The 14493-nt window shown below is 55.7% G+C and carries 15 protein-coding genes and 1 rRNA gene; 6 read left to right on the top strand and 10 right to left on the bottom strand.

Annotated features, from left to right (window positions below):
* From GSF01_RS13395 to GSF01_RS13360, 8 genes are all read right to left on the bottom strand, one after another.
* A 16S ribosomal RNA gene (locus GSF01_RS13395) occupies positions 1–219 on the bottom strand; the annotation flags it as partial.
* 374 nt (positions 220–593) lie between these two features.
* Positions 594–1658 carry a tRNA (adenosine(37)-N6)-threonylcarbamoyltransferase complex transferase subunit TsaD gene (tsaD, locus tag GSF01_RS13390; RefSeq protein WP_201305386.1) on the bottom strand — a complete coding sequence of 355 codons (1065 nt, stop codon included), beginning with the start codon at positions 1656–1658 and terminating at the stop codon, positions 594–596.
* 118 nt (positions 1659–1776) lie between these two features.
* The gene (gene rimI, locus GSF01_RS13385; protein WP_235941455.1) at positions 1777–2220 is read right to left on the bottom strand and encodes a ribosomal protein S18-alanine N-acetyltransferase; all 444 of its coding nucleotides are present in this window, start codon (positions 2218–2220) and stop codon (positions 1777–1779) included.
* Positions 2221–2293: 73 nt separating this feature from the next.
* Positions 2294–3145 (bottom strand): tRNA (adenosine(37)-N6)-threonylcarbamoyltransferase complex dimerization subunit type 1 TsaB, encoded by an 852-nt coding sequence (gene tsaB / locus GSF01_RS13380; RefSeq protein WP_235941447.1) that lies wholly within the window; start codon positions 3143–3145, stop codon positions 2294–2296.
* The gene (tsaE, locus tag GSF01_RS13375; protein WP_159884732.1) at positions 3142–3618 is read right to left on the bottom strand and encodes a tRNA (adenosine(37)-N6)-threonylcarbamoyltransferase complex ATPase subunit type 1 TsaE; all 477 of its coding nucleotides are present in this window, start codon (positions 3616–3618) and stop codon (positions 3142–3144) included. Before tsaE ends, tsaB begins: the two co-directional genes overlap by 4 nt.
* Positions 3619–3622: 4 nt before the next feature.
* Positions 3623–4672, bottom strand: coding sequence for a thiamine-phosphate kinase (gene thiL, locus GSF01_RS13370; RefSeq protein ID WP_159884730.1), 1050 nt, complete (start codon positions 4670–4672; stop codon positions 3623–3625).
* Positions 4673–4812: 140 nt separating this feature from the next.
* A complete protein-coding gene (locus GSF01_RS13365; protein WP_159884728.1) occupies positions 4813–4995 on the bottom strand; it encodes an H-type small acid-soluble spore protein in 183 nt (60 codons plus the stop codon).
* Entirely contained in the window at positions 4992–5198 is a 207-nt protein-coding gene (locus tag GSF01_RS13360; RefSeq protein WP_159884726.1) for a hypothetical protein, read from the bottom strand. The genes GSF01_RS13365 and GSF01_RS13360 overlap by 4 nt, the downstream gene beginning before the upstream one ends.
* Positions 5199–5417: 219 nt before the next feature.
* On the opposite strand from GSF01_RS13360, the gene ku reads away from it, so the two are divergent.
* Positions 5418–6278 carry a non-homologous end joining protein Ku gene (gene ku, locus GSF01_RS13355; RefSeq protein ID WP_159884724.1) on the top strand — a complete coding sequence of 287 codons (861 nt, stop codon included), beginning with the start codon at positions 5418–5420 and terminating at the stop codon, positions 6276–6278.
* Positions 6279–6296: 18 nt separating this feature from the next.
* Here the strand turns inward: ku and GSF01_RS13350 are convergent, their stop codons facing one another.
* Positions 6297–7244: an ATP-dependent DNA ligase gene (locus tag GSF01_RS13350; RefSeq protein WP_159884722.1), complete on the bottom strand. Its 948-nt coding sequence runs from the start codon at positions 7242–7244 to the stop codon at positions 6297–6299.
* Between the two features lie 126 nt (positions 7245–7370).
* Here GSF01_RS13350 and ligD point away from each other — a divergent pair, with 126 nt between their 5' ends.
* Positions 7371–8285: a non-homologous end-joining DNA ligase gene (ligD, locus tag GSF01_RS13345; protein ID WP_159884720.1), complete on the top strand. Its 915-nt coding sequence runs from the start codon at positions 7371–7373 to the stop codon at positions 8283–8285.
* 27 nt (positions 8286–8312) lie between these two features.
* Here the strand turns inward: ligD and cls are convergent, their stop codons facing one another.
* Entirely contained in the window at positions 8313–9743 is a 1431-nt protein-coding gene (cls, locus tag GSF01_RS13340) for a cardiolipin synthase (protein ID WP_201305382.1), read from the bottom strand.
* Positions 9744–10017: 274 nt separating this feature from the next.
* On the opposite strand from cls, the gene GSF01_RS13335 reads away from it, so the two are divergent.
* The 4 genes from GSF01_RS13335 to GSF01_RS13320 are packed head-to-tail and all read left to right on the top strand — an operon-like array spanning position 10018 to position 14483.
* Positions 10018–11631 (top strand): spore germination protein, encoded by a 1614-nt coding sequence (locus GSF01_RS13335; RefSeq protein ID WP_235941453.1) that lies wholly within the window; start codon positions 10018–10020, stop codon positions 11629–11631.
* On the top strand, positions 11631–12800 hold the full coding sequence (locus GSF01_RS13330) for a Ger(x)C family spore germination protein (RefSeq protein ID WP_159884716.1): 1170 nt from the start codon (positions 11631–11633) through the stop codon (positions 12798–12800). The genes GSF01_RS13335 and GSF01_RS13330 overlap by 1 nt, the downstream gene beginning before the upstream one ends.
* 2 nt (positions 12801–12802) lie before the next feature.
* On the top strand, positions 12803–13039 hold the full coding sequence (locus tag GSF01_RS13325) for a hypothetical protein (protein ID WP_159884714.1): 237 nt from the start codon (positions 12803–12805) through the stop codon (positions 13037–13039).
* A gap of 28 nt (positions 13040–13067) precedes the next feature.
* Entirely contained in the window at positions 13068–14483 is a 1416-nt protein-coding gene (locus GSF01_RS13320) for a GerAB/ArcD/ProY family transporter (RefSeq protein ID WP_159884712.1), read from the top strand.
* The last annotated feature ends 10 nt before the right edge of the window (positions 14484–14493 follow it).

The raw sequence follows: 14493 nt of genomic DNA, 5'->3' as shown, positions 1-14493 counted from the left end.
TAGGTTGCCCCATGTTTCATGATCTCTCCATGCGGAGTGACCAGCTATCCGGTCTTAGCTACCGTTTCCGGTAGTTATCCCAGTCTTACAGGCAGGTTGCCTACGTGTTACTCACCCGTCCGCCGCTAACCCATCCCCGAAGGAATAAGTCCGCTCGACTTGCATGTATTAGGCACGCCGCCAGCGTTCGTCCTGAGCCAGGATCAAACTCTCCATTAAGGTTTGTTCGACTTGCTCAAAAGTTACTGCTAGCGAGAATTTTCATTCTCTATTTAACACTCACTCGTTGTTCAGTTTTCAAAGGGCAATTATGCTTCTTTTAAATCTTACTGTTCCGATCGGCTTGCTCGCTTCTCGAAGCAGCTCATTTATATTAACACAACCGCGATGCTAGATGCAAGTCTTTTTTTAAAAAAAGTTTTTCATCCCTGCATTCGCTGCTGCTGCCGCCTTCAAAGCGACAAGAAGTAATATAACAAATAGAGTTGAAGAAAGCAAGCTTTATCGACCTGAATCTTTTTCCAGCAAGACAGCCGTTGAACCATCGGGTGCCTCGAAGGCCCTCCTCTATCAACGGCTGCTGCAGGAATACTCTAGGATACCGACCACGCCTCCAGCTGGAGCAGCGGCTCGGCCTTCAAGTCCATCGGCGAGAACTCCCCTCGCCGATATTTCAAAAACGCGGCGGCGGCGATCATCGCCGCGTTATCGGTGCACAGAGCCAGCGGCGGCGCGAGCAGCGGCACGCCGGCCTGTGCACAGCGCGCCTCCAGGGCGGCGCGCAGGCCCTTGTTGGCAGCCACGCCGCCGGCCAACAAAAGCTGCTTCGCGCCGTATTCCTTCACGGCGCGCAAAGCCTTCTCCACCAGGACCTCGATAACCGAGTCCTGGAACCCGCGAGCCACGGCCTCCGGCGCCAGTGGCTGTCCCTTCATGGCCGCCGTATTCAGCGCGGCCAACACGGCGGACTTCAGCCCGCTGAAGCTGAAGTCATACGAATCCGGCTCCAGCCACGCGCGGGGAAGAGGCACAGCCTCCTCCGCTTCATGCGCCAGCCGGTCGATATGGGGGCCGCCGGGATACGGCAGCTTTAACGCGCGGGCCACCTTGTCATAGGCTTCGCCCGCCGCATCGTCGCGGGTTTGTCCGATGATGCGGAACACGCCTTCCGATTCCACGTGAACCAATTCCGTGTGCCCTCCGGATACGACCAGCGACATGCATGGATATTGGATAGCGTGAACCAGCTCATTAGCATAAATATGTCCGGCAATATGATGGACGCCGATCAGCGGAAGCTCCAGTGCGCAGGCAAGCGTCTTGGCGGCCACCACTCCGACCAGCAGCGCTCCGATCAAGCCCGGTCCATGGGTCACGGCGACGGCGGACAATTGATCGGGACGAACGTTCGCCTTGGCAAAGGCCTCCTCGATAATAAGCGTAATCATCTCCACATGCTGGCGCGAAGCCACCTCGGGGACCACGCCTCCGTACAGCCGATGCGTCTCAACTTGACTCGAAACCACATTGGCCAAAATATCCGTCCCATCGCGTACGATAGCGACCGACGTTTCGTCACAGCTGGTTTCGATCGCCAATATATAAACAGGGCTGCCCGATTCGGAGCTTGGACGGCTCCCGGCCTCCTCTTGCTTCAATTTCAACCCAATCGCTCCCTATCCCCTATAAAATCTTCACCGCCGGCACAAGAGCAACATCCATCCTGGGCATGCCTTATCAACCCTCTTGCGCTCCGTTATGCTCCATAGCCCAGCGCTACGGCTTGCTGACCGATGCGGGCAGGTCGGCCCACATAATTAAAGCGTCCTCTTGATTATCCGTATAATAGCCGCGTCTTACGCCTACCGAACGAAAGCCTTTTTTTGCATAAAGGCCAAGCGCCACTTCATTGGAGGGGCGAACCTCCAGCGTCATCCGCTGAGCGCCCAGCGATCCAGCCGTGCGCTGCATCTCCGTGAGCAGCCTGTCTCCCAGCTTACGGCCGCGATAAGCGGCGCCAATGGCTATATTCGTCACATGGGCTTCTTCCATAATCAGCCACATCCCGCCATAGCCGGCAATCTTCCCTTCGTATTCCAGTACGATATAGTTGGCAAATTGATTATTGGTCAGCTCATTTTGAAAAGCGGCTGCCGTCCAAGGGGTCGTAAACGATTCCTTCTCAATATGGCAAATCGCAGGAATGTCCTCCAGGCTCATCGCCCTAAAGGCAACTGTTTCTGTACCGCTATGCTGCAGCGCGCGTTTATCCCCCACTTGTCCCGGACCTCCCTTACGGTCGCTTGGCGAGAAGCTTCGCTTCGGCTTCCGCCAACTGCGTATAGTTCGGAACCAATGCATGAACATGTTCCAATTCCCCCCGCTTCCACCGCATCCTCCCGAGCTCTGCGACGAATCGCGCGCGGATGCCGTGCCCCGTCTTGTCTACGCGTCCGCCCCATGCCTCGCCCAGAGAAGCGATAGCTTGCTCATGCAAGCCGGTTTCACCGGCGAAAAGCACCCGGTCGGGCCGATCCTGCTCCGCGAGCCTTGTCCACTCCCCGATCCAGGGCGCAGTCAGCCTTATCCCGTCCTCCGCCACACAACGCCATCCGTCCGGCGAAGCCTTGTAGACCGACGTGAAGGCTTGTCCGCGTCTAGCCTCGATCATAGGCACGATCCAGGTGGTCTCCCCCGTCTCGCGGGCAGACTTTAGCACCGTTTCCATCGCATCGAGTTTGCCGCCGCGAGCCACTACCGTCTCCTCTTCCTCCAAAGGAGCAGCCTGCAGCGACAGATAAGCGCCTCCGAGCGCCATCGCTTCAAGCGAAGAGACGCCGAGCAAAGCCAGGCCATGCGTCCATGCGAAGGTTTTGGCGACTGTAACTCCGATCCGCACGCCCGTATAGGAACCCGGGCCCACCCCTATAGCAAAGCCGCCAAGCTCCCGGGCGCGTAATCCCTCCTCATCCAGCAGGCTCTGCAAAGCGGGCACCAGGTAAAGCGAATGATTGCGCTCGGCACGGGACGTCATCTCCCCAGCCCACAGGCCTCCCTTTGACAAAGCCGCCGTCATGTAAGCCGTAGAGGTATCGACGGCCATCATCCATGTATGATCATCATAATGCCTTTCGGTAATCGTCATCGTAGCCATCCGTTCTCCTTTAGTTGGCTGCACCACTGAACATAAGGCTCCCCCGCTGGAATTAAGCGGAACCGCCTGGCCTGCTCGCCTTCGTGCTCGATATAAATCGACAGGCGCTCAGGCGGCAGCAAGTCCTCCACGAGCGAGGCCCACTCGACCAAAGTCACGCCATCGCCGTAGAAGTATTCGTCCAAACCCAGCTCATCCGCCTCTTCCATCGACAGCCGGTACACATCCATATGATAAAAAGGGAGCTTCTCTCCCTCATATTCCTTAATGATCGTAAATGTCGGACTGTTGACGATCCCGGCAACCCCCAGCTCTCGGGCAATCGCTTGCGAGAAAGCCGTCTTCCCCGCTCCCAGATCGCCGTCCAGACCAATTACGGTTCCAGGCCCCAGAAGCGGGGCAAGCCGGGAGGCAAGCTCGGCCGTATGCGCCAAATCCCCCGCGAAGTACTCGTATGAGGACATTCCGCTACTCCCCGTCCTTTCGGTCCTTAAAATGGTTATACCCTTGTCTTTCCAAGGTCAACGTATCGCCGCCGCTGCGGATAAGCCGGACGCCGGCAGGACCGCTATGGACATGCCCGATCACATGAAGCGCAATACCCGCTTCGCCAAGCGCCTGCTGCAGAGCCAAAGCCTGCTCGGCCGCAGCCGTACCCAGCAGTTGGTAGTCCTCTCCGCCGGTCAGTACATACTCCAGCGGGTCCCGGCCCTGGGCTGCGGCATAAGCGCGCAGCTCCTCGGCTATCGGGATCCGCTCTTCGAGCAGATCGATGGAGACCCCCGACGCCTCCGCAATTTCCCAAACCTCGCTGGACAAGCCATCGCTTATGTCATTAAGAGCATGGCAAACGCCTGATCGGCTCAACGCCAGCCCCGCTTCCACCTGCGGAAGGGGACGGCAGTGAGCCTCCACCAGCTTCGCATGCTCCGAACCGGCTGACTCGTCCCACTGCTCGGAAGGGAGGTTCTGGCGAAGCAGCCACTCCAGCCCCGCGGCGGAACGCCCCATATAGCCGGTAGCGAATACGACATCGCCAGGCTGGGCCGAGCTGCGAAGCAGCGCTTGCCCTGCGGGCGTTTCGCCAATAACCGTGACCGAAAGGGTAATCCCGCCTGCCGAAGACGTCGTGTCTCCGCCCACGATAGAGATTCCGAATCGTCCGGCACAGTCGTACAGGCCCTCGTACATGCTGCGCACCCGTTCTACATTATTCCCTGCCGGGACAGTCAACGATATGAGCGCAAACCGCGGCAAGCCGCCCATGGCGGCGATGTCGCTGACGGCGGACGCCATCGCTTTGAAGCCCACATCCCGATCAGGCATGGTAATCCGCTTAAAGTGGATTTCCTCGGTCATCGTATCGCAGGTCAGAATCAACTGTGTGCCAGAATTCACATTGACTACCGCCGCATCGTCGCCGATGCCGACGGCTACGCCGCCCTCCTGTTGGAAGGCATTCGTTTGCTTTCCGCCCGTCAGTAGGCGGATGAGCGAAAACTCATCAACCGGGGTCACGGCATCCGCCTCCACTCCGTAAGTATTTGACCATTATTATAGACCTTCCTGTCCGCTCGCCGCAACAAAAAAGCTCTCCGGGCCATCCTCGCAAGAAGCGGAGGTACAGCCGGAAAGCCGGAGCAGGAAGACGGGGGCAGCTATTCGATTTCCTGCAATTGATCGACAGGCACGACCTTTGCGTCCGCAGGACGGTCTTCATCATGAATTTTAGCCGTCTGGCTAGCCGTGTCCACGCTATCGATCCACACGGCTACACCGTTCAGCTCTACGTCGACTTTGTGATCCGTCTGAAGAATCTGGAGCGCCCGATCTACCTTCATTCCGTACCACCTCCGCCAAGCACAGACTCCGGATGATCCATCGTATCGGTCGTAGAATCATCGATCAAACCGTTGTGCATAGATACCGTTCCTCCACCAAGGCCTTCATTGATCATACGGTCGATATCCATAAAGCTCGACTCCCGCCCCTCGTGGGCAGCATCGTCCGGATTGGCATTCGCCGATGTACTTATTTCACTCATAGTTCTGCCTCCTCTCTACCCTAGTAAGAAATTCGGTCGATGAGCTTGCAAGTGCAAGCCCGATATTCGTCCTCTTGCTTAGCGTTCCCACCGGAAGCCTATCCCATGCGCCGGAAACGTTCTGCCCGCAAAGCCGACTGCGCGGAAACCGTTCCCAGAACTGACGAGGGGTCCGGCAAGGCATACTAACGGAAATACAACCCTAGGAGGAAGTGCCCGATGCATACCGTTTGGAAAGGCGCGATCAGCTTCGGTCTGGTGCATGTCCCCGTCAAGATGTTCTCGGCTACGGAGGATAAGGACATATCGATGCGTATGATTCACAAAGTCTGCAGTACGCCGCTTAATTTTGTACGCAAATGCCAGCATTGCGACAGAGAGGTCGAATGGGAGGAAATCGCACGCGGCTACGAGTACGAGCCCGGAGCCTTCGTCTTATTCGAGAAGGACGAGCTGGAGAAGCTTACCGGAGAGGTGACCAAGGAAATCAAAATTTTGGATTTTGTCGATCTGACGGATATCGATCCGGTCTACTTTCACAAAACGTATTATTTGTCCCCTAACGAAACGGGCTCCGGGGCGTACAGCCTGCTCCTGGAGGCCATGCGCGAGACTGGCAAAATCGGCATAGCCAAGGTATCGATCCGCTCCAAGTCGAGCCTCGCCGCGATCCGGATCATCGACCGATGCCTGGCGATGGAAACGATCTTCTACCCGGACGAAATTCGTCCTGTCGCTCAGGTGCCCAACCTCCCGGAGGAAAGCAAGGTGAATGAAAAGGAGCTGGATATGGCCAAGCTGCTGATCAGCCAGCTGTCCACGCCGTTTGAGCCGCAGAAGTATACGGATACGTATCGGGAAGCTCTGCTCGAAGCAATTGATCTTAAGGTATCCGGTCAGCAGGTGAGCGTAGCTCCGGAGCCGCATCGCGCCAATGTGATCGACTTGATGTCCGCCCTCCAGGCCAGCCTCGAAGCCGTCGGCCCCGTAACGACCGAGCCGACGCCCAAGCCGAAGAAAGCGGCGGCAGGCGCGAAGAGCAAAGCCAAGGGGAAAGCCAAAGAAACCGTCTCCTCCTAACCCTAAGCAAGCGCGAAGCTAGCCCAACTGGTTTGTCGTACAGTCGCCGGGCGGAATCTCGGCGAAAGCCTGTATACTGGGATGCCTCATCGTCCCTCCGGGAGTCCATTCCAGAAATTGCACCTTCACCGTGAGCCGGGGCCGGAGCCACACCGCATCCTTGCTCCGCTCCGGTTCATGGATGAAGGGCCGCTCGCTGACGATAAGGGGTCCGATCCGCTCGGTCAGCTCCTGCCATTCCCGGCCGCTAACTTTGCCGGTTCCGGCATGACCGATGTAGACAAAGTCGCCGTTCCCGTCGTACAGCCCCAGGAGCAGGGCATTGACCACCTTGCCGCGATAGGTCACGCCGCCGATAGCGGCGTAAAGATCATGCATAATCTTACGCTTCTGCCAGCGTTTGTCCTTGCCGCCCGGCGCGTAAGCGCTGGCCAGATCTTTGCAGACGACGCCCTCCATCCGATGCCGGGCCATGACGGCCAGCAAGGCTTCGGCATCGGTATAATTTTGGACGAGCTGAACGTCAGGCTGTGGAAGAACCAGCTCCGTCAGCAGCCGCTGTCTTTCGGCAAGAGGGCGGTCCGTCACCCAGTTCCCGTCATAATAAAGAAGATCGAAAATCATGTAGGTCACGGGCACCTCGCGGGACACCCGCTCGATGGAGGAGCTGCGCTTCAGCGCGTCGCGTCTCATAATCTCGTGGAAGGAAGGGCGGTCCCGATCGAACGCGATCAGCTCCCCGTCCAGAATGAAGGAGGAAGCGGAACAATAGCGGGAGGAGGTCTGCAGCTCCGGATACTGCAGCGTCCTCTCGTTTAGCCTTCGATTGATCAGCTTCACCCCGGAGCTATCCTTATACGTAAGCATTCTAACTCCATCCCACTTGATCTGGGCAACCCAATTATCCCCTTGCGGGAAGCTGCTCGCGCTGATCGGTTCGAACGGAATAACAGGCTCCAGCTCCATGGACCTCAGCCTCCTTTCTACTTTACCTGTACATAGGGAATCTTCGGGCTCCCTGTCTCTAAGCTACTCTAAGCTTGTCCATATCCGGCAGATCATTGTATACCCAAAGCTAGGAGGAGAAATGAAATGGGCTCTTACACGAAAAAACATACGGCAACCAAAGGCACGGTCATCATCGAAGGCCATGAATTGACGGTTACGAATCCGGACAAGCCGCTTTGGCCGGAGCAAGGCATCACGAAGGCGATGTACCTGGAAAAGCTGGCCCAGCTCTCTCCCTACCTGCTGACGTACTGCCGCGACCGTTATCTGACGACGATCCGCTACCCTCACGGTTGGAACGACAAATCATTCTACCAGAAAAATGCGCCGGAGCCGCTCCCTTCCTTTGTGCATACGGCGGAGCTCGACGGGATTCGCTACGTTCATCTCGACTCGCTGCCTACCCTGCTGTGGCTGGGCAATCTGGCAGCGCTGGAATTCCATCCGTCCTTCCATCGCATTGGGAGCGACAAGCCGGTCGAATGGCTGATTGATATCGATCCCAGCCTCGATCCGGAGCCTCGTATTATGGAGGCGGCTGGAATCCTTGGCGAAATTCTGGATCGTATGAACATCCGCTCCGTTCCCAAAACATCGGGGGCTACCGGCGTACAGATTTATGTGCCGATTGCCGCGGAGAGAGGCTATACCTTCGAGGAGCTTCGTCGGATCGGGTCTTTCGTCGCCCGCTACGCGGTACAGAAGCACCCCCGGCTGTTTACCATCGAACGGTTGAAGAAAGACCGCGGCACGCTCATTTATATCGATTATTTGCAGCATTGGTACGGAAAGACCTTATCCGCCCCTTATACGCCAAGAGCAAGACAAGCTGCCAGCGTGTCCACGCCTCTGACATGGGATGAGGTGGCGCTTGGCTGCGATCCGCGAGAGTTCAATCTGCTTAACGTGATCGCAAGAATCCGGCAGAAGGGGGATCTGATCGCAGCGCTGCCTCCGCAAAATCTGGATCCTGTGCTCTCCTTCCTTCCAGACAGCTGAGCAACAAAGAAGAAGGCTGTCAGCGCGTTACATCAATGGCGACAGCAATCTTCCGGCGACCTCCTTCATCCGCTGGGTCTTGGAGCGCTGCTCGAACTGAGCCAGCTTGACCTCGGTGCTGGCTTTCAAATCCTGGATAAAATCCGATTCAATCCGTTGCAGCGTAGCCTTGTCGAACATAACTGCATTGAGCTCGAAATTGCTGTAGAAGCTGCGCATATCCATGTTGGTGGTGCCTATCGTTGCCAGCAAATGATCGATAAGCATCACCTTCGCATGAATAAACCCATTCCGGTAAGCATAGAACCGGACGCCAGCCGTCATCAGATCCTCCATATAGCTGCGCGAGGCGTAGTTCACAATCCGGGAGTCCGACTTCTCGGGAAAGATGATACGAACATCCACCCCGCTGAGCGCCGCAGTTTTCAAACCCATGGAGATGCTTGGATCCGGGATAAAATAAGGCGTCGTAATGTAGATCCGCTTCTTGGCCGCGGTAATCGCCCCGAAATACATCTCCAGCATCGCATCCCAATGAGCATCCGGGCCGCTTGAGAGTACCTGAACCGGCTTGGTCCCGCTGCAATCATGCTCGGGGAATAGGGACGAGTCCGCCAAACGCTGCCCGCTGGCAAAATGCCAGTCGGTTAAAAAGGTATGCTGCAGCGAATACACCGCATCCCCCTCCAGCTCCAGATGCGTATCGCGCCAGAAGCCCAGCTTCGGATCGCCGCCCAAATATTCGTCGCCGATATTGATTCCTCCGAGATACCCTATCTTACCGTCGACTACGAGGATTTTCCGATGATTGCGATAATTGATCCGCTTGTCGAAAAAAGCAATAAGTGCAGGAAGGAAGAGGTGCACCTCGCAGCCGGCCTGCTTTAATTCCGCAACAAACCTCTCGCTCAGCTGATAGCTGCCGATTCCGTCGAAGAGACAGCGTACCTTAACACCCTCTCGCGCTTTGCGCATGAGCACCTCCTGGAACAAGCGCCCCGCCTTGTCATGACGTATCGTGTAAAATTCGAAATGAATGTAGTGCTTCGCCTGTTCCATGGCAGCCAGCATAGCCGGATAGGTCTCCGAAGCGTTGGTCAGCACGCTCACTTCATTGCGCATCGTAATCAGCGAGCCGGGAATATTGTTCAGTAGCGCAAACAGCCGCGGCTCTGACCTCCATCCCTGGATCCGCTCCTCGTCAATCCCCAAGTGCTGGGCCTTCTGCTTCTTGCCGTATTCTTGAAGGTCGTGTACATGCCTGCGGCCGATGCGCCTCACCTTCTTGCGGTGCTTGTAATCCCTGGCCAGAAAATAATACACGGCAAACCCTATGACCGGAACGATAAACAAAATGAAAAGCCAAGCCATCGCCTTGGATGGATGACGAACCTCCACAAGCAAAATCGTCAATATTTGCAATATAAACAACACGAGCGCCATGACGAGCCACAGCAAGGTACATCCCCTCCCCGAGTACACAGGCCTGCTTTTCTCTTTGCTAGCTTTAACCAGTCTCGTCCGGGCTATTCGGACGCCGCGGGCTTGTTCTTTTGCCTATTTGATAGTTTCCGCCGGCATGCTGACATAATTTTTGGCGTTTGAAGCCAAAATAGGCGGGAGATGCCAACCGGAGTGACCGGGGCGTGCAGGAACAAGGGCGGAAGGAGGATGGCAGCGCATGCTCAAAAGAGGCCGAAGCAAACAAGGCAAGGATAAGAAGGAGCCTAACATGCTCAACCGGGATTACCGGTTCGTTGATGAACTGCGCAAGGTTCCGATCTCTATGGAACTCGATGACAACCGGCAGTATGTGAAAGAATTATTCGATAACTGCTCCGACTTTGTCGTTCGCGATCTGCAGCTGCAGCAAAGCGTACGGGCTATTCTGTTCTTCGTCGACGGCATGGCCAAAACGGAAGAAGTGAACGAAGCGATGAAAGCCTTGATGATTCTCGAGGGCGGGGAGCGATTTATCGACGAAATATCGGAGTCGGTGCTGCCCGTATCGCAGATCGAGAAGGTGGACAATTACGGCGATCTGCTGCTCTCCGTGCTTGGCGGCGATACCGGATTGATCGTGGAGCATAACAATAAGGCGCTGCTGATGGGCGTCCGCGGCATGGAAAAACGCTCAATCAACGAGCCGGAGACCGAATCCGTCGTACGCGGCCCGCGCGAAGGCTTTGTCGAGAATATTCGGACCAATACGTCGATGATCCGACGCAAGCTAAAGACGCCGCATCTGAAGATGAAGCCGCTGATTATCGGGCGGGAAAGCAATACGAATGTCGTAGTGACTTATCTGCAGGATATTGCCGATCCGGCCATGGTCGAGGAAGTCATGCGGCGGCTGCAGAAGATTGATATCGATGCGGTACTCGAATCGGGTTATATAGAGGAATTTATTCAGGACTCGGCTTATTCGCCGTTCCCCCAGGTTCAATATACGGAGCGGCCGGATATGGTCGCGGCCGCCTTGCTGCAAGGCCGCATAGGAATCATCGTGGACGGGACGCCTTTCGTTCTGCTGGTGCCCTTTGTCTTTACCGAAATCCTTCAGACCAGCGAGGATTACTACGAGCGCTTCCAGATCTCCACGCTGATCCGATGGCTGCGTTACCTGCTGCTCTTTTTATCCCTGCTCACGCCTGGCATGTATGTCGCCGTCACCACTTACCACCAGGATCTGCTGCCGACGTCCCTTCTTCTATCGATAGCAGCTGCCAGGGAAGCTATTCCTTTTCCCGCTGTTGTGGAGGTGCTGATCATGGAAATTACCTTCGAGGCGCTTCGCGAGGCCGGCATCCGGCTTCCCAAAACGATCGGCTCCGCCGTCTCCATTCTCGGAGCTCTCGTCGTCGGACAGGCGTCCGTGCAGGCCGGGATCGTGTCGGCCCCGATGGTTATCGTAGTTTCGATTACCGGGATCGCTTCATTTACGATCCCCCGGTTCAATGGAGCCATCGCGATCCGAATGCTGCGTTTCCCCATCATCATCGCGGCATCGCTGTTCGGCATCTATGGAATATTGACGGCTCTGATGCTGATCATCGGCCATATGGCCAGCCTGCGCTCATTCGGCATTCCTTACTTGTCCCCGCTTGCTCCGCTCACCGGATCAAATATGAACGATATCCTGATCCGCGCCCCGTTGTGGGCGCTGAAGGAGCGACCCGCTTTCATGCCGGTCCAGGAGCATACGAGGATGAGCAATGCTTTGCCGGACGAAATCATGCAGCAATCCGGTCAGCGCGGCATAACCATCTCTCATGACGATGATGGAGACAAGAAGAACCAACAGGATCATTCAGATAAGGATAAACAGGATAAGGAGGAATCTTGATGACGGCCATCAGGCGGCTAGGTCTGGCAGCGGCTGCACTGCTGCTGCTGTCCGGCTGTTGGGACCGGACAGAAATTAATGATTTGGCCTTTATTCTATCTACAGCGATCGATCTGGAGAAGGACGGCAGCGTCCGCTATACGGTGATGCTGCCGCTGCCCGGGTCCATGGGGGGAGCCTCGGGAGGCGGGGGCGGTACCGTTTCGGGCGGAAACAAAAGCTATTACCTGGATTCCGAAACCGGAAAAACCTTCCGGGAAGCTCAAGCCAAGCTGCAAAAACGGATGGCCCGCCGGATGACGCTGGCTCACCGCCGTACGGTGCTGGTCGGCGAAAGCGCAGCGCGGGAGAGAGGCGTGCTGGACATCTTCGATGGGACTCCGCGCTCTCCCGAAAGCCGGATGACGACCTATTTCATCATAACCAAGGGCAATGCCTATGAATTGCTGCAGGCCACTCCACAGTTCGAGCGGTTCCCCTCCGAGGCTATACGGGAACTGGCCAAATCGAGAATGGTCACGGATCTGAATCTGAAGGACTTTGCGCTCGCGCTAAGTATGCCGGGAAGCGATCCTGTCGCCATCCATATGGGGGTGAAGGAATCCTCCAAGGGACTCAAAAGCTCGAAGGAAATTGAGGTGCTGGGCTACGGTCAATTCAAGAGAGACAAGCTCGTCGGCATCTTCGAGGAACGGGAAGCTGCCGGGTTAACCTTGTTGAGGCCCGGCAGCATCAACCTCTCCACTATGCTGCAAACGGAAGGACAGTATTTCGATATAAAGATGTTCGACACCGACACTTCTATCAAGGCCAGACTGAAAGACGAGCAGCTTAGCTTCCATATCAACATTGAAACGAAAGCCAAGGTTTTGGAAAGCAGCAAATTTTACGACTTCAGTCAGCCCAGAAAAATTTCCGAAATCGAAGAGAAGCTATCCGCCTACATTCGGCAGTGCATCGAAGAAGCCTTTAAGCGCATGCAGGAAAAAGAAACGGATTCTGCACAGCTTGGCCAATATGTCCGGGATACCTACCCTCGACTTTGGAAAGAAAAATACGAAAAATCATGGCCGCAGCCCCTAAAAACGGCCAAGTTCGATATCAAGGTTCACAGCGAGCTGACCGAAACAGGTCTGATCTACAACAACATTACGAAAGCGATGGATTGACCATGAACACTAGCGAGTTTCTCATCTGCTTTATTCTGCTGGCCGTTCTGCTGATTTTCCTGAATATGAAGCATTGGAACGTCATGTCACGCAGCATCAGACGCTTCACTGTATTCCTGTATATCGTGACCTTCGTTCTGTATGCGGCTGTGGTGTTTGGCTATCAAGTCCCGATGCCGACCCGTTTTTTTATCGACAAGGTTTCGCCCTGGGTGTTCACTATTATTCACCCGGACTGACCCTGATCTCCAGGAAAGGAAGTGCACCGTGTCCGCCAACCTACAGATTATCAGCCACAAGCAGTTTGCCTGGCTCATCTGCTCGCTGCTCACAGGCGGAGGCTTGCTCAGCATTCAGCATGAGATGTTCCGGATCGCGAAGCTGAACGCTTGGATGACCTTCTTATTACCGGCCTTGTATGCCTTGCTGGTCGCCTGGGTTTTGACGAAGCTCGCTATCCGATTTCCGCGCAAGCATCTGTTCGAGATAACCAGCATCATCTTCGGCCGCTTCTTCGGCACCCTGATTAACCTGATTATCTTGGTACATATTTGGTTTATTCTGATGCGCAATCTCAAATCATTCAGCCAGTTTATCGGTACGACCTTGCTGCCCAATACGCCCCCTGGTATTTTGATCATGCTGTTCATGCTGCTCCTCATCTTCTACGGCAGGAGCAGCGTTGAGGTGGTCGCTCGGGTCAATGAGCTTTTTTTTCCGTTTTTCTTCCTGCAAATTATTTTATCGCCTATTGTTTTGTCCAATGAGATCGACCGCAGACTGATCACGCCCATCGTCACGCTTGATTTGACCAACTATTCCTTTGCCAGCCTGCTGGGGTTCGGATGGTTCGGAGATATTCTGGTGGCAGGCGCCTTTTTGCATACCTTATGGAGCGCCAGACAAGCCCGTTCGGCCCTGCGGCTGGGGATCATTACGTCCGCGGTCCTGCTGAGTCTCTCCATGTTCATGCAGTTGATCGTACTGGGTCCCATCATATCGGGCAACATGACCTATCCGAATTACAGCCTGGTACAGCATATTCATATTACCGATTTTCTGGATAGGATGGATCTGTTCATTCTCAGCATCTGGTATCCCATAAACGCGTGCAAGATCATTGCAGTCTATCTGGCCTTCCTTATCGGGTTAGCCAGTCTGTTCAAGCAGCGTGAATATACGCTGATCAATTCGCCTGCCAGCCTCTTTCTGCTGTTGACTACTACGCTCGCCTTCACCAGTACGACCGAGGTGCTAAGCTTCGAGAAATTCAGCACGCCTGTGATCGTAGCCTGCTACCAGCCTCTGCTGCTGATCGGCCTCATGATCGGAGCTCGGCGCTTCCCTCCGCCCAGGCAGGAAAGAGCGGGCGGCGGGGCGCATAGCCCGCCTGACGGTCACTCGGAGCAGGCGGATACCGGGCAAAAAGCCGAAGCAGGCAACCGGAGGAACGGGCGGCTATCCCGGGTACCGGCTTCCGTGTGGAAGCTTGTCGGTAACGGATTACTCCTGTTGTGCATCATCTTTTCGGCGACAGGCTTGTTCCTGGGTACGGACTATGCCAGCGTCGGGATCATATGCGGCTCCGGCTACGCGCTATGTCTGATAGCCGCTGCCGCCACCTCCCTGATCGAGCTGAAGAAGACGGACAAATTCAATCCAAGGCCTCCCTCCAGCAGGTAGCCGGCAGGCT

Origin of the sequence: Paenibacillus puerhi, assembly GCF_009846885.1 — a bacterium.
Classification (GTDB): domain Bacteria; phylum Bacillota; class Bacilli; order Paenibacillales; family NBRC-103111; genus Paenibacillus_G; species Paenibacillus_G puerhi.
Note: the sequence above shows the minus strand (reverse complement) of the source record. Positions and strands in the feature narration are given on the sequence as shown.

Coding starts and splice junctions, on each gene's coding strand:
- rimI (WP_235941455.1), bottom strand. CDS start 2,220: ATGAGCCTGGAGGACATTCCTGCGATTTGCCATATTGAGAAGGAATCG.
- tsaB (WP_235941447.1), bottom strand. CDS start 3,145: ATGACGATTACCGAAAGGCATTATGATGATCATACATGGATGATGGCC.
- tsaE (WP_159884732.1), bottom strand. CDS start 3,618: ATGTCCTCATACGAGTACTTCGCGGGGGATTTGGCGCATACGGCCGAG.
- GSF01_RS13365 (WP_159884728.1), bottom strand. CDS start 4,995: ATGAAGGTAGATCGGGCGCTCCAGATTCTTCAGACGGATCACAAAGTC.
- GSF01_RS13360 (WP_159884726.1), bottom strand. CDS start 5,198: ATGAGTGAAATAAGTACATCGGCGAATGCCAATCCGGACGATGCTGCC.
- ku (WP_159884724.1), top strand. CDS start 5,418: ATGCATACCGTTTGGAAAGGCGCGATCAGCTTCGGTCTGGTGCATGTC.
- GSF01_RS13350 (WP_159884722.1), bottom strand. CDS start 7,244: ATGGAGCTGGAGCCTGTTATTCCGTTCGAACCGATCAGCGCGAGCAGC.
- ligD (WP_159884720.1), top strand. CDS start 7,371: ATGGGCTCTTACACGAAAAAACATACGGCAACCAAAGGCACGGTCATC.
- GSF01_RS13335 (WP_235941453.1), top strand. CDS start 10,018: ATGCTCAACCGGGATTACCGGTTCGTTGATGAACTGCGCAAGGTTCCG.
- GSF01_RS13330 (WP_159884716.1), top strand. CDS start 11,631: ATGACGGCCATCAGGCGGCTAGGTCTGGCAGCGGCTGCACTGCTGCTG.
- GSF01_RS13325 (WP_159884714.1), top strand. CDS start 12,803: ATGAACACTAGCGAGTTTCTCATCTGCTTTATTCTGCTGGCCGTTCTG.